The sequence below is a fragment of the Neisseria meningitidis genome (assembly GCF_022869645.1).
In the GTDB taxonomy this organism is placed as follows: domain Bacteria; phylum Pseudomonadota; class Gammaproteobacteria; order Burkholderiales; family Neisseriaceae; genus Neisseria; species Neisseria meningitidis.
On sequence record NZ_CP064367.1, the window covers coordinates 461,471 to 475,214 of the forward strand.

12 protein-coding genes and 1 pseudogene are annotated in these 13,744 nt (G+C 53.8%); 7 read left to right on the plus strand and 6 right to left on the minus strand.

Annotated elements, in window-relative coordinates; all coding sequences use genetic code 11:
- Positions 1-7 precede the first annotated feature (7 nt).
- From der to dcd, 4 genes are all read left to right on the plus strand, one after another.
- Positions 8-1,465 (plus strand): ribosome biogenesis GTPase Der, encoded by a 1,458-nt coding sequence (gene der, locus IUJ45_RS02465; protein WP_002236872.1) that lies wholly within the window; start codon positions 8-10, stop codon positions 1,463-1,465.
- A 30-nt stretch (positions 1,466-1,495) separates the two neighbouring features.
- Positions 1,496-2,395: a recombination-associated protein RdgC gene (locus IUJ45_RS02470; RefSeq protein ID WP_002220640.1), complete on the plus strand. Its 900-nt coding sequence runs from the start codon at positions 1,496-1,498 to the stop codon at positions 2,393-2,395.
- Positions 2,396-2,446: 51 nt separating this feature from the next.
- A complete protein-coding gene (locus IUJ45_RS02475) occupies positions 2,447-2,863 on the plus strand; it encodes an MORN repeat-containing protein (protein WP_002220639.1) in 417 nt (138 codons plus the stop codon).
- Positions 2,864-2,928: 65 nt separating this feature from the next.
- Positions 2,929-3,495: a dCTP deaminase gene (gene dcd / locus IUJ45_RS02480; protein WP_002224592.1), complete on the plus strand. Its 567-nt coding sequence runs from the start codon at positions 2,929-2,931 to the stop codon at positions 3,493-3,495.
- Positions 3,496-3,558: 63 nt separating this feature from the next.
- Here the strand turns inward: dcd and IUJ45_RS02485 are convergent, their stop codons facing one another.
- Positions 3,559-4,263, minus strand: coding sequence for an SIMPL domain-containing protein (locus IUJ45_RS02485; RefSeq protein ID WP_082308621.1), 705 nt, complete (start codon positions 4,261-4,263; stop codon positions 3,559-3,561).
- A gap of 145 nt (positions 4,264-4,408) precedes the next feature.
- On the opposite strand from IUJ45_RS02485, the pseudogene IUJ45_RS02490 reads away from it, so the two are divergent.
- Together IUJ45_RS02490 and IUJ45_RS02495 are read left to right on the plus strand one after the other, a co-directional pair.
- Positions 4,409-5,655, plus strand: a pseudogene (locus tag IUJ45_RS02490) (glycosyltransferase).
- Between the two features lie 138 nt (positions 5,656-5,793).
- The gene (locus IUJ45_RS02495; RefSeq protein WP_002213913.1) at positions 5,794-6,747 is read left to right on the plus strand and encodes a PhoH family protein; all 954 of its coding nucleotides are present in this window, start codon (positions 5,794-5,796) and stop codon (positions 6,745-6,747) included.
- Positions 6,748-6,851: 104 nt separating this feature from the next.
- Here IUJ45_RS02495 and IUJ45_RS02500 read toward each other — a convergent pair whose 3' ends face one another.
- The 5 genes from IUJ45_RS02500 to yjgA form a co-directional block, all read right to left on the minus strand.
- Positions 6,852-7,175, minus strand: coding sequence for a hypothetical protein (locus IUJ45_RS02500; RefSeq protein WP_002213914.1), 324 nt, complete (start codon positions 7,173-7,175; stop codon positions 6,852-6,854).
- 172 nt (positions 7,176-7,347) lie between these two features.
- Positions 7,348-8,709, minus strand: coding sequence for a polynucleotide adenylyltransferase PcnB (locus tag IUJ45_RS02505; protein WP_002246109.1), 1,362 nt, complete (start codon positions 8,707-8,709; stop codon positions 7,348-7,350).
- A 300-nt stretch (positions 8,710-9,009) separates the two neighbouring features.
- Positions 9,010-10,710, minus strand: a complete 1,701-nt coding sequence (gene recJ / locus IUJ45_RS02510; protein WP_002246108.1) for a single-stranded-DNA-specific exonuclease RecJ — start codon at positions 10,708-10,710, stop codon at positions 9,010-9,012.
- Between the two features lie 68 nt (positions 10,711-10,778).
- Positions 10,779-11,492: a hypothetical protein gene (locus tag IUJ45_RS02515; RefSeq protein WP_002246107.1), complete on the minus strand. Its 714-nt coding sequence runs from the start codon at positions 11,490-11,492 to the stop codon at positions 10,779-10,781.
- Positions 11,493-11,538: 46 nt separating this feature from the next.
- Positions 11,539-12,051 carry a ribosome biogenesis factor YjgA gene (gene yjgA / locus IUJ45_RS02520; protein ID WP_002246106.1) on the minus strand — a complete coding sequence of 171 codons (513 nt, stop codon included), beginning with the start codon at positions 12,049-12,051 and terminating at the stop codon, positions 11,539-11,541.
- A 153-nt stretch (positions 12,052-12,204) separates the two neighbouring features.
- On the opposite strand from yjgA, the gene pmbA reads away from it, so the two are divergent.
- On the plus strand, positions 12,205-13,536 hold the full coding sequence (gene pmbA, locus IUJ45_RS02525) for a metalloprotease PmbA (protein ID WP_002246105.1): 1,332 nt from the start codon (positions 12,205-12,207) through the stop codon (positions 13,534-13,536).
- Positions 13,537-13,744 lie beyond the last annotated feature (208 nt).

A 13,744-nucleotide genomic window follows, 5' to 3' on the forward strand; every position in this document is an offset into this window, starting at 1 on the left:
CTCAATCATGAAACCAACCATCGCGCTTGTCGGCCGCCCCAACGTCGGCAAATCTACTTTATTCAACCGTTTGACGCGCACCAAAGACGCACTCGTACACGACCTGCCCGGCCTGACCCGCGACCGCCATTACGGACACGGCAAAGTCGGCAGCAAACCTTATTTGGTCATCGATACCGGCGGTTTCGAGCCGGTTGTGGACAGCGGCATTTTGCACGAAATGGCAAAACAAACCTTACAGGCTGTCGATGAAGCCGATGCGGTTGTGTTTTTGGTGGACGGCCGTACCGGTCTGACGCCGCAAGATAAAATCATTGCCGACCGTTTGCGCCAAAGCCCGCGCCCCGTTTATTTGGCCGTGAATAAAGGAGAAGGCGGCAACAGGGCCGTGCTTGCCGCCGAGTTCTACGAACTTGCTTTGGGCGACCCTTATGTTATTTCAGGTGCGCACGGTGACGGCGTGTATTATCTGATTGAAGATATTTTGGAAACCTTCCCTGAGCCTGAAAAAGAAGAGGAAGAGGCGAAACATCCTGTTTTTGCCGTTATCGGTCGTCCAAATGTCGGTAAATCAACCTTGGTAAACGCCATTCTCGGCGAAGAGCGCGTCATCGCCTTCGATATGGCAGGTACGACGCGCGACAGTATCCATATCGATTTCGAGCGCGAAGGCAAACCGTTTACCATCATCGATACCGCAGGTGTGCGCCGTCGCGGCAAAGTGGATGAAGCAGTGGAAAAATTCTCCGTTATCAAAGCGATGCAGGCGGTTGAAGCGGCAAACGTCGCTGTTTTGGTATTGGACGCGCAGCAGGACATCGCCGACCAAGATGCGACGATTGCAGGTTTCGCTTTGGAGGCAGGCCGTGCTTTGGTGGTGGCGGTCAATAAATGGGACGGCATCAGCGAAGAACGTCGCGAGCAAGTGAAACGCGATATCAACCGCAAACTGTATTTCCTCGATTTTGCCAAGTTCCACTTTATTTCCGCATTGAAAGAGCGCGGTATAGACGGTTTGTTTGACAGCATTCAGGCTGCCTACAACGCGGCGATGATTAAGATGCCGACGCCGAAAATCACGCGCGTCCTGCAAAGCGCAATCGAGCGTCAGCAACCGCCGCGTGCCGGCTTGGTGCGTCCGAAAATGCGTTATGCCCACCAAGGCGGCATGAACCCTCCCGTAATTGTGGTACACGGCAATTCGCTGCACGCGATTTCCGACAGCTATACGCGCTATCTGACCCAAACGTTCCGCAAAGCCTTCAACCTGCAAGGCACGCCGTTGCGGATTCAATACAATGTTTCGGAAAACCCGTATGAAAACGCCGACGACAAACCGAAGAAAAAACCGCTGCGCCGCGTCAGCCTGAGCAACCGTATTGAGAAACGCGAAGGCCGCAAAGAAGAGAAAAACCGCTTCAAGAAGAAAACCAAAGTCAGTGTGAAAAAACAATTCAGCAAATAATTCCCGACATTTCAAACAACAGGAAACATTATGTGGTTCAAGCAGATTAGTTTTTATCCGCTCAACAAAGAAAAGCTGCCTGAGGCGGACGTACTTGCCGACAAACTTGCTGAAGCTGAATTTACCCATTGCCAAGGCTTAGACTGGTTCAGCGAAGGCTTTACCGCACCGGTTTCATTCTCCCCGGAACTCGTTTTCCCTGCCGACTTTACCTTGCGCGTCGCCCTGAAAAAAGAGGAAAAAGTCCTGCCTGCCGGCGTCATCCGCGATATTTTGGAAGAGAAGGTAGCGGAAATCCAAAACAATGAAGCCCGCAATGTCGGTCGCAAAGAAAAACAAGAGCTTAAAGAGCAAATTACAGACGACCTGCTGCCCCGAGCGTTTACCCGCAGCAGCCGTACAGAAGCGGTGTTTAACACCCGCCACGGCTACCTGCTCGTCAATAACGCGGCTTCCGCCAAAGCGGAAAACATCCTGACCAAGCTGCGCGAAGCTTTGGGCGGTTTGGAAGCCTCGCTGCCGAATACCAAACAATCGCCCTCTTCCCTGATGACCGGCTGGCTGTTGCAAGGGCATTGCGAAGGCGGTTTTGAATTGGACAGCGATTGCGAACTCAAAGGCACGGGCGATATTGTTCCCGTCGTCAAAGTATCCAAACAAGATTTAACCGCCGACGAAGTGGTTCAACACGTCAAAAACGGTAAAACCGTTACCCAACTGGGCTTGGTGTGGCGCGAACAAATTGCCTTTATCCTCACGCAAGACTTCACACTCAAGCGCATCCAATACCTCGACGTATTGCAGGAAGAAGCCGAAAGCAACGGCGACGATGCCGCCGGTCTCGCCTTCGCCTCGCAAATCCTGATGGCGGAATCCGTCAGCATCATGTTGGAAGAGCTGGTTTCCTATTTGGGCGGCTGGCAAGATTGATTTTTCAGACGGCTTTTATACCGTCAGCCAAAATCCAATGGAATAACCCTTATGCTTAAACATCTCGCATTCCTACTGCCCGCCATGATGTTCGCCCTCCCCGCCGCGTCCGCCGTTCTGACTTCCTATCAAGAACCCGGCTGCACCTACGAAGGCGATGTCGGCAAAGACGGTAAACCCGCCGGCAAAGGCACATGGCGCTGCCAAGACGGGCGCAACTATACCGGTTCGTTTAAAAATGGCAAATTCGACGGACAAGGCGTTTATACCGTTGCCGCCAACCGCGAAATATTTATCGAACCGTTCAATTCCGACAGTACCAAATTCCGCAACATGGTACTCTCGGGCACATTCAAAAAAGGCTTGGCACACGGCAGATTTACCGTCTCGCAAAACGGCGAAACCCTCTTCATTATGAAATGCGAAAACGGCATGATTAAAGAAGTGAAGCTGCCCAAAAACAAATAAGCCCCGTTTTCAGACGGCATCCCCCAATGCTTTGTCCGAACACTGCAAGAAACAAGGAAAACATTATGAGCATCAAGTCCGACAAATGGATACGCCGAATGAGCGAAGAATTCGGCATGATCGACCCTTTCGAGCCGAACCAAATCAAAGAAGCCGACGGCAAACGCATCATCTCCTACGGTACGTCCAGCTACGGCTACGACATCCGCTGCGCAAACGAATTTAAAATCTTCACCAACATCAACAGCACCATCGTCGATCCCAAAAACTTCGACCCGAAAAACTTCGTTACCGTTGAAGACGACTGCTGCATCATCCCGCCCAATTCCTTCGCACTGGCGCGCACGGTCGAATATTTCCGCATCCCGCGCAACGTCCTGACCGTCTGCTTGGGCAAATCCACCTACGCCCGCTGCGGCATTATCGTCAACGTTACCCCGTTCGAACCGGAATGGGAAGGCTACGTTACCCTCGAATTTTCCAACACCACCCCCCTGCCCGCCAAAATCTACGCAGGCGAAGGCGTGGCGCAAGTCCTCTTCTTCGAGAGCGACGAAATCTGCGAAACCTCATACAAAGACCGCAACGGCAAATATATGGGGCAAACCGGCGTTACCCTGCCCAAAGCCTGAAATATAAATGCCGTCTGAACCCTTATCGTCGGGTTTCAGACGGCATTTGCCGTTCACCTCAAATCAGAACTGAACCGTCCCATTGACGCTGATGCTGATTTCCTCCACACCAGGCGCGGCGGAATCCGCACCCTCCATATTGACGCTTGCCGCCATCGGCATGGCACGAAGCATTTTTGCCTGAGCAGCTCCCCCTCCCGCGATATGGCTGCCGATGTGTCCCAAATTCAATTTGACGATTTTATAACCGGACGCACCCAAAACGCCCGCCAACTTTTCGGCACGCGCCTTGAAACGCAAAACGGCATCCTTGCTGACCTGATCGATGACCTCGTTGCGGCGTTCGCGCGACACATGGAAATCCGTATATTCCAACGCGGCATCTGCCTGAACATCGGCAATAAAACGGTTCAACGCATCAAAATCCCTACCCTCGACCTTAAATTCCGCACGCTCCTCCCAACCTGTTTGAATGCGTCTGCCGTTGGTATATTGATAGCGCGGCATCGCACTGCGCGATACCAATTCGGTTTTAAAGCTACCATTTTTTGATTTTCTGGTGAAATTGTTGAATTTTTTAACAAACTCGGCATTGACGGCATTTTTGTTCCGTCCTTCCGCCGTCACTTGGAAACGTGCGGACATTGTATCCTGAACCGCCTCGACACCCGCCGATTCAGAAAATTCGACAATATTGTAATTCAATGCTTCAGCCGCCGTCGGAAAAGATACCGCCAGCAGGGAAGCCGCCAAAATAGAACGCAACATATCCGTATCCTTACTTATAAAACCGCCAATCTAGCATATCGGCGCGCTAAATTGCATTAGCGTAAGGCAACAATTTAAATATTCGGTCTGCGTCTGTCTTATAATAACCGCCTTTCCGATACGGAATCCCACTATGCCCGAACCCTTGCACGTCCTCGTCATCCCCTCATGGTATCCGCAATCCGAACAGGATGTGGACGGGATTTTTTTCAAAATCAGGCACTGGCATTGCAGAGGAAAGGCATCAAAACCGCCGTGCTTGCACCGATGTTCCGCTACTTGCGGAAAGAAACAGCAAGCATCCTGACCGGCCTTACGGTTTTGCAAAATATCGGCAAAGCGGTTTGGACATCTATGCATGGCACGGCATATATTTCTTCCCCCGCTTTCCGTTCATCGACATCGACTGCATCCGCTGGGTGTGTGCGGGTTTGAAAGCTTTCAAACACTACATCCGCGAAAACGGGCTGCCCGACCTGATTCACGCCCACCGCATGAACTATGCCGGCATACTCGCCCAAAAAATTTCCCAAAAATACGGCATCCCCTATGTCGTCACGGAACACAGCAGCACCATCACGCGCGGTCTGATCCGTCCCCACCAATGGCAGCCGATGGAAAAAGCAGCGGCGCACGCCTCCGCACTGCTCGCTGTCAGCCGCCATTTCGCACACGTCCTGCAACACAAATACGGCTGCGAATGGCAGTACCTCCCCCAACATACTGGGCGGAATATTCAACCGACCGTTTGAACAAAGAGAAAAAAACAACAAACCGCATTTCGTGTTCTGCACCGTCTCGCACCTTCGCCGTCTCAAAGGACACGATGTCCTACTCACTGCCTTTGCCCGGGCGTTGGCACAATGCCCGCAACTGCGCCTGAACATCGGCGGCAGCGGACAGGAAGAACAGCGGCTGAAACAGCAGGCGGCAGACTTGGGCATTACCCATGCCGTTACATTTTTGGGCGCATTGCAGCCCGAAGCAGTCTTGGATTTGATGAGGAACAGCGACGCATTCGTCCTTGCCAGCCGCACCGAAACCTTCGGCGTGGTCTATATCGAAGCACTGTCCCAAGGATTGCCCGTCATTGCGACACGCTGCGGCGGTGCGGAATCTATTGTTTCAGACGGCAACGGATATTTGGTTCCTGTTGACGACGACGATGCCCTTGCCGACGCACTCATCAAAATGTATGAACACCACTCTGATTTTGAACCTGCCCGACTTAGGGAAAACTGTCTGAACGAATTTGGCGAAAATGCCGTTATAGGCAGGTTGATCGGCATTTTCCGACAGGCAATCGCAGAATACGGTAAGAAAATACCGGTGAAATATAGTGGATTAACAAAAATCAGGACAAGGCGACGAAGCCGCAGACAGTACAAATAGTACGGAACCGATTCACTTGGTGCTTCAGCACCTTAGAGAATCGTTCTCTTTGAGCTAAGGCGAGGCAACGCTGTACTGGTTTAAATCTAATCCACTATAGATTAAAATCACACAATATCCAACTATTCGGACCTTCATATGACACATACCGTCCACCTGCATTTAGAAGAAACCGACAACTTGGCGTTGCAGCGTCTGTGCGGTTCTTTTGACAACAACCTTGATTTACTTGCTAAAGCACTCGATATCCACATCAGCCGCCGTTTTGAACATTTCACTTTCAACGGCGCATTTGCACACGCCGGCAAACGCGCACTGCTCAAACTCTTGGAAACGGCACAGACGCGCGACCTAAACGACGGCGACATCAGGCTTGCCGCCGTCGAAGCCCAAACCGAAGATGCCGGTCATCAAGAAAAAAACCATGACCACGCCTATTATTTCCGCACCAAGCGCGGCAGCATCGGCGGCAGAACGCCACGGCAGAACGGCTATATCCGCGCCCTACTCAACCACGACATCGTATTCGGTCTCGGGCCGGCAGGTACGGGCAAAACCTATCTCGCCGTCGCCGCCGCCGTCGATGCGATGGAAAAACACCAAGTCGAACGCATCATTTTAGTGCGGCCTGCCGTCGAAGCCGGCGAGAAACTGGGTTTTCTGCCCGGTGACCTGACCCAGAAAGTCGATCCCTACCTTCGTCCGCTTTATGATGCCCTCTATGACCTGATGGGCTTCGACCGTGTCACCAAGCTGATTGAAAAAGGTCTGATTGAGATTGCCCCGCTCGCCTATATGCGCGGCAGGACGCTCAACGGCGCATACATCATCCTCGACGAAGCGCAAAACACCACGCCCGAACAAATGAAAATGTTCCTGACCCGCATCGGCTTCGGCGCGAAAGCCGTCATTACCGGCGACACCAGCCAAATCGACCTGCCCAAAAACATCAAATCGGGATTAAAAGATGCGCGTGAGAAACTGCACGGCGTGGAAGGGCTGTATTTCCACACCTTTACCGGCGAAGACGTTGTCCGGCATCCTTTGGTGCAAAAAATCGTCGAAGCCTACGAATCGGCAGAACACGACTGACATTCCAATGCCGTCTGAAACCCGATGCATGGAAAATCGGGCAGAGAAAAACAGATACGGAAGCCAAGCTCCGTATCCGTTTCTTTATCCGTCCAACCGATACATCAATCGAATTTTCTGCATCGGATTGCCTCATCTTCGCAAAACATTGCCGAAGTTTCGCGGTTGCACGCCTGACGCACTTTCTGCCGCGCCACGCCTTCATTCCGATCGCTTGCCTCAAACGTCTTCTGAAAAGGCGTAACGCTGCATACATACATGGTGGAATTTGAACCGAAAAGGTCGATTTTGACGGTATTGCTGCCGCTTTCCAATACGGCGACACGGTGTTCCAACTGCGCCAGACGTGCTTCCAAATCGCCGATTCTGTCGGCAAATGCAGGCATGGCGGCACACGCGGTCAAAATGCCCAAAATACATTTTTTCATCAATTTTTCCTTGTTTCTTGAACTCTGCCCACCCGGACATCCTTTTTCCGAGAGGCAGGGTTAGACTTTATTTACGGGGATGAATCCCCTTACAAATCAGGATAATACATAGAACGGCACTTTATGCTTCATCCCATGTGTTGAAACTTCATTGCTCCTTGTCTGTTGACCCTTATTCCCAATCCGTTCCCACAACCTTCGGCTTGGGTTTGCGCCTGCGACGGCGGCGTTTTTTCGCCTGTCCTTCGTTTTTTTCGTGTCGGGCGGCGGCTTCGTTTTTGGTCATCTCCGTCCGTTGTTCCTGCGATGCCGTCTGAAACGCCGTCCACCACTCGGCAAGGGCGCGGTCCGCATTGCCGGTTTCGGCGCGCAAGAGCAGGAAATCATAGGCGGCACGGAAACGCGCCTGTGCAAACAGTTTGTGCGGCCTTGCGCCTTTGCGGTTTTCAAACTGCGGCTGGAACATCCAAATTTCGCGCATCGTGGCGGAAAAGCGTTGCGGTACGCCCCAACCGCGTTCGACGGTTTCGCGCATCGTATTGATTGCATCGGACAGGGCGGGCACGGGTTTCAAACCCTGTTGCAGATTGCTTTTCCAATGGCGTTCCAACTCGGGCCACATCAGGGCCGCCAGTACGAAACCGACCGAAACCGATTTGTCGGCACGCAGCCGCTCATCGGTATTTTTCAGGGCAAGCACCGTCATTTTTCCGGCGATGCCGTCTGAAACGCGCAAGGCATTGAGCAGCGGATGGATGTCGTCCGGTATGTCAAATCCGTTCAAACGTTTTAGACACTCGCGCGCGTGCCCTGAAAACAGCAGTTTCATAATTTCGTCGAACAGCCTCGCTACCGGTTCGTGCTTCAGACGGCATATCGATTCGGCAATCGGTGCGGCGGTTTCTTCCGACAGCTCAAAGCCCAATTTGCCCGACAGGCGGATGGCGCGCAAAATCCTGACAGGGTCTTCCTGATAGCGTTCGGCGGCATCGCCAATCATAACCAGCCTGCGGGCGGCAACATCGGCAATCCCGTTGTGGAAATCCAAAATCTCTTCTTTTTCCGGATCGTAATACAAGGCATTGCAGGTAAAATCGCGCCGCATCGCATCTTCTTCGATGCTGCCGTAGGTGTTGTCCTTCATAATCCTGCCGTGCGCGTTCTGATGAACTTTCGCACCGCCGCGAAACGTCGTTACTTCGATAATCTCCGCACCGTTCATCACATGGACGATTTGAAAACGCCTGCCGACGATGCGGCTGCGGCGGAAGAGTTTGTGCACCTGTTCGGGCATGGCATCGGTTGCGACATCGAAATCCTTGGGTTCGATGCCGAGCAGCAGGTCCCTGATCGCGCCGCCGACCACATAAGCCTGAAACCCCGCCCCTTTCAGACGGCGTATGACGTTTTCGGCGGCAAAGCTCAACATTTCGGCACGGATGTTGTGTCTTTCGGCAGGAATGACCGTTTTACTTTCCGCTTTTTTACTGCTCCGACCGGAAGGCAGCATCTTATTCAACCATTTTTTCAGCATAAATATTCTAACCCGAAGAGCGGCATCTCCACGGGCAACCGTGTTCAGACGGCATCAGGCGGTACGATTCCGCAAGATGCCGTAACCATAAACAAAAGGCGTAGAAACTACGCCGTCCGAATCACGCCGTCCTCGCGGCGGCAACGCGTCATTATAACAGATTGCCCTCCAAAAAAATCAGACCCTGCTTTTGTGGCAGAGTCTGAAATTTGATGCGCCTTCTCCGATTGGGAACATTCCCGTCGTACAAACAGGCAAATGAAGGAACAGAAATCACATTCAAACAGTGTTCCGCCGCCTCTACGCGGCTTCCCAGTAATCGATATACAGCTGCAATTCGAGATTGTTGCGCCATTCGTTGGCAACGGGGCGGTAAACCGTGCGGATGTATTCGGGAATGTCTTCGCTGCAACGCCAAAACATCGCTTCAAATTCGCAGCCGTCTTTTTGCAGCCAGACTTTTTTGTGTTTGCCCTCCGCGCCCAAAGGTTGCTGGCGGACGACGTGGAACTCGTCGGTAAAGCTCGGCGGCGCGAAGCCCTGCCCCCAAACGTGACGGGCAAGGTTTTGCGCCTGTTCCAACGTGATGTCGCAGGCGGGCAGGCTGCCGTCGGTGATGAAGGTTTGCGACAAATCGTCTTCGCACACCATTTCGCGCACGGCTTCTTCAAAGGTCGTCTGAAACGCGGGAATGTTGTGTTCAAGTATGCTCAAACCCGCCGCCATCGCGTGTCCGCCGAATTTCAAAATCAAATCGGGATGGCGTTTGGACACCAAGTCCAAAGCATCGCGCAGGTGCAAATTGGGAATGGAACGTCCCGAACCGCGTACTTCGCCGTTGTCGGCAGGCGCAAACACGATGGTCGGACGATAAAAACGGTCTTTGAGGCGGCTGGCAACGATGCCGACCACGCCTTGATGGAAGTCGTCGCGATACGCCACCAAAGTCATCTGACCTGAAGGCAGGGTTTCAGGAAAAGCATTCAGCGCGTCTTGCAGCATAGACTGCTCGATTTCGCGACGCTCGATATTGAGGTTGTTTAACTGAGCCGCCAGTTCCTGAGCTTCGGAATCATCTCGCGCCAACAGGCAGGCGATGCCGACCGACATATCGTCCAGCCGTCCGGCGGCGTTGATGCGCGGGCCCAACGCAAAGCCCATATCAAACGGCTGGGCCTTGCGCCAATCGCGCCGCGCCACTTCAAACAAGGCGCGGATGCCGGGGCGCATTTTGCCCGAACGCATCCGTTTCAAACCTTGCGACACGAGGATACGGTTGTTGTGATCGAGGGAGACGACGTCGGCAACGGTACCGAGTGCGACCAAATCCAAAAGGTCGCCCAGATTCGGCTCTTTTAGGCCGTCTGAAAAATAATTGCGGCGGCGCAATTCGGCACGCAACGCCATCAATACATAAAAAATCACGCCCACGCCCGCCAAGCTTTTGCTTGGAAAACCGCAGCCTTTTTGGTTCGGATTGACGATGATGCAGTCGGGCACGGTCTCGGCCGGCAAGTGGTGGTCAGTAACGATGACATCCAAACCCAGAGCCTGCGCGCGCGCCACGCCTGCGATGCTGGCAATGCCGTTATCGACCGTAATCAGCAAATCCACGCCTTGCGCGGCGGCGATTTCGGCCAGCTCGGGCGTTAAACCGTAGCCGTGTTCAAAGCGGTTGGGCACGAGGAAATCTACTTTTGCCCCCATCGCCGCCAAACCGTCCAAACCGACGGCACACGCGGTCGCGCCGTCGGCATCGTAGTCGGCGACAATCAAGATTTTTTCCTGACGCTCAACCGCATCCGCCAAACGGCGGGCGGCGGCTTCGCAATTCGTCAGCGTTTGATAAGGCAGGAGGGAAGCGAGTTTGTCGTCCAATTCGGCAGGACTTTGCACACCGCGCGAGGCACAAAGCCGGGCGATTAAAGGATCGGCGCCGGCGGTGAGCAAATGATTGAAAACGTCGGTATTGACGGATCGGGTTTGGATTTTGACGGACATAGCGTGGAACTTTACAGTGCGGATGTGTTTGAAATGCCGTCTGAAGGCTTTTCAGACGGCATTGCCGTTCATTTGTCTGAGGAATTCGTGGCTGCAATCAACGCCGCGACAGGCAAGGCCAGCACCGCGCCCACCGCATCCAGTATCAACGTGGTGGGCGTATATGCAATATTTTCAAACAACTTGGATTTGTCGGTATGTTTTTTCGTAACCGTGTAATAAATATCGGCAGGCACACTTTGCTCAAAATGATAATCGGCGTTCAGTTTTTGCGGTGTGGCGTAGTATTTGCCTTTGGCGGAGACGCAGCGCGTGTAAATGGTCCGATTGTCGAGTTCGACCGCTTCAAACTCAAGCTGTTTCAGCTTGGCGATGTCGGCAGGTCTGTCGGTATCGTAGCGCAGGCAAAGGCCTTCGGTACTGAAATTCTGGCTGGCGGGCGATTCGAGTTTGACCGGCAGGGCTTGGTAGGCAAAGCGCGGGTTGGGCTCAACCATTTGAAACTGCTTGTCCAACCCGGCCTTCAAAATGCCCGTCAGCTTCGCCGAATCTTCAGGATTGACGACGAACCAGTATTTCCCGCCCATCATCACCAGGCTGCCCTTTTCCAATTGGGCATTGTCTTCGGCAACCACACCGAAGGCGCGGATTTGGTCCTTGTCAACGTGTTTGCGGGCGGTCGTTTCGCTGAACGGGCTGTTCATACCCCACATCATTACCGTACAGCCGTTCAACATCAAGGTTGCCGCCAAAACGGCGGCGGTCGTTTTACGGAACAACATTTTATCCTCCAATCTAAATAACGGCGGATGTCGTCTGAAAACATGCCTAGGCTTCCCCTGTTCCGCCTTGGCTTTCCATAACGGTTTTCAATTCTTGAAACAGGGCGCGGAAATTTTTCGGCGGTTTGTTTTGCTCCTGCTCTTTTTTGGTGTTGCGGATCAAGGTACGCAATTTACCGGCGTCCGCATGCGGAAAATCCGACATAAACTGCGTCAACGCGCCGTCGTCTGCCAACAGCCGTACGCGCGCCTGTTCCACGCGTTGCAAAAAGGCGTTGTGCGCCGCATCGTCGCCGCGCAGCTTGGCAAGAAACGCCTCGATGGGCGCGGGATCCGTGTCGCGCATCAGCCTGCCGATAAATTGCGCCTGCCGCTTGAGCGCGCCGTTGGACGTAATTTTTTTATAGGTAACGACGGCTTCGTACAAATCTTCGTCCAAGCCGATTTTTTTCAGCGTATCGTTTGAGAGCTTGGTCAGTTCCATACCCAAATCCTGCAAACCGTTCATCTGCTTTTTCATTTGGGTTTTACTGATCCACTCGTCTTCTTGTTCAAACATCTTGGTTCTCGAATTTTTTCCAATAGCGCATTTTAACAGAATGCCGCCGCGTTCAGACGGCATTTTGCACCGCACGCCCTGCAAGCGGCGCGCTTTTGCCCCTGCCGCCCGAAACGGTTAAAATGCCGCAAAGCATCATCAAGAAAGATTTCTATGCTGTTCAACCACACCGCTTCCGAACTCCTCGACCTCTGCCGCCGCACGCTCGACTTGGCAAAAGCGACGGGCGCAACCGCCGCCGAAGCCGATTTCAGCGAATCATTGGGACAAAGCGTCAGCGTGCGGCTGGGCGAAATCGAACAAATCGAGTTTCAGCAGGACAAGTCGCTGGACATTACCGTTTACGTCGGCAAACGCAAAGGCCGCGCCGGCACCGCCGATTTCTCCGAACAAGCCCTGCGCGACACCGTCCGCGCCGCCGCCGACATCGCCCGCCACACCGCCGAAGACGGTTGCGCCGGACTTGCCGACCCCGAGTTGATGGCGCAACACATCGGCGACCCCGACCTTTACCACGAATGGGATTTGGATACGGAAGCCGCCGTCGGCTTGGCAAAACAATGCGAACAAGCCGCCCTGAACGAGGATGAGCGCATCGAAAACTCCGAAGGCGCGGCGGTGCAAACCGGCCATTACCAATACGTTTACGGCAACACCTACGGTTTTGCCGCACACCGGCAAAGCACGCACCACAGCATTTCCTGCAGCGTCGTTGCCGCCGACGAAAACGGCATGCAGCGCGACTACTGGTACGATTCCGCCTGCCGCCATCCGGATATGGACAGCCCCGAAACCATCGGTCAAACCGCCGCCCGCCGCACTTTGCGCCGACTCGGCAGCCGCAGCATCCCGACAGGCAACTACCCCGTCCTCTTCGATACCACCGTTTCGGGCGGTCTTATCGGACACCTCGTCGGCGCACTCTCCGGCGGAGCGCTCTACCGCCAAAGCAGTTTCCTGATCGACAGCATCGGCAAAAAAGTCCTGCCCGATTTCCTCAACCTGCGCGAAGAACCGCACATCCCCCGCTCTTTCCGCAGCAGCTATTTTGATGCGGAAGGCGTTGCCACCGCACCGCGCTTCGTGATTCAAAACGGCATTGTCGAAGGCTATTTCCTCAGCAGTTACAGCGCGCGCAAACTCGGAATGCAGACCACGGGCAACGCCGGCGGCGCGCACAACCTTTATTTGAACCATACGCACGAAACGCAATCCGACCTGCTGAAAGAAATGGGGACGGGATTGTTGGTAACCGAACTGATGGGACAGGGCGCGAACACCATTACCGGTGACTACTCGCGCGGCGCGGCGGGTTTTTGGGTGGAAAACGGCGTGATTGCCTACCCCGTCCACGAGATTACCGTAGCCGGACGCTTGCAGGATATGTACCGCGACATTGTCGGCGTGGCGGATGACGCTTTGCGGCGTTCGTCCAACAAAATCGGCTCGATTCTGATTGCGGGGATGACGGTTGCCGGAAGCTGAACGCCCTGCCGATGCCGTCTGAAGACGAAGGCGGCACGTTTTGCCCCGTGCCTGCCCGTTTGCCGTTTTATGCCGCACCGCCTTTTGCCGACAACATTGCACATTTTTTCATCAGCACTGATTTTCCCTTATCCGTCAAAATACTAAGCCACTTGTCCACAACAGGGTACACACAAGTTCAGGATAAGGCGTGCGAGGATTGGGGGTT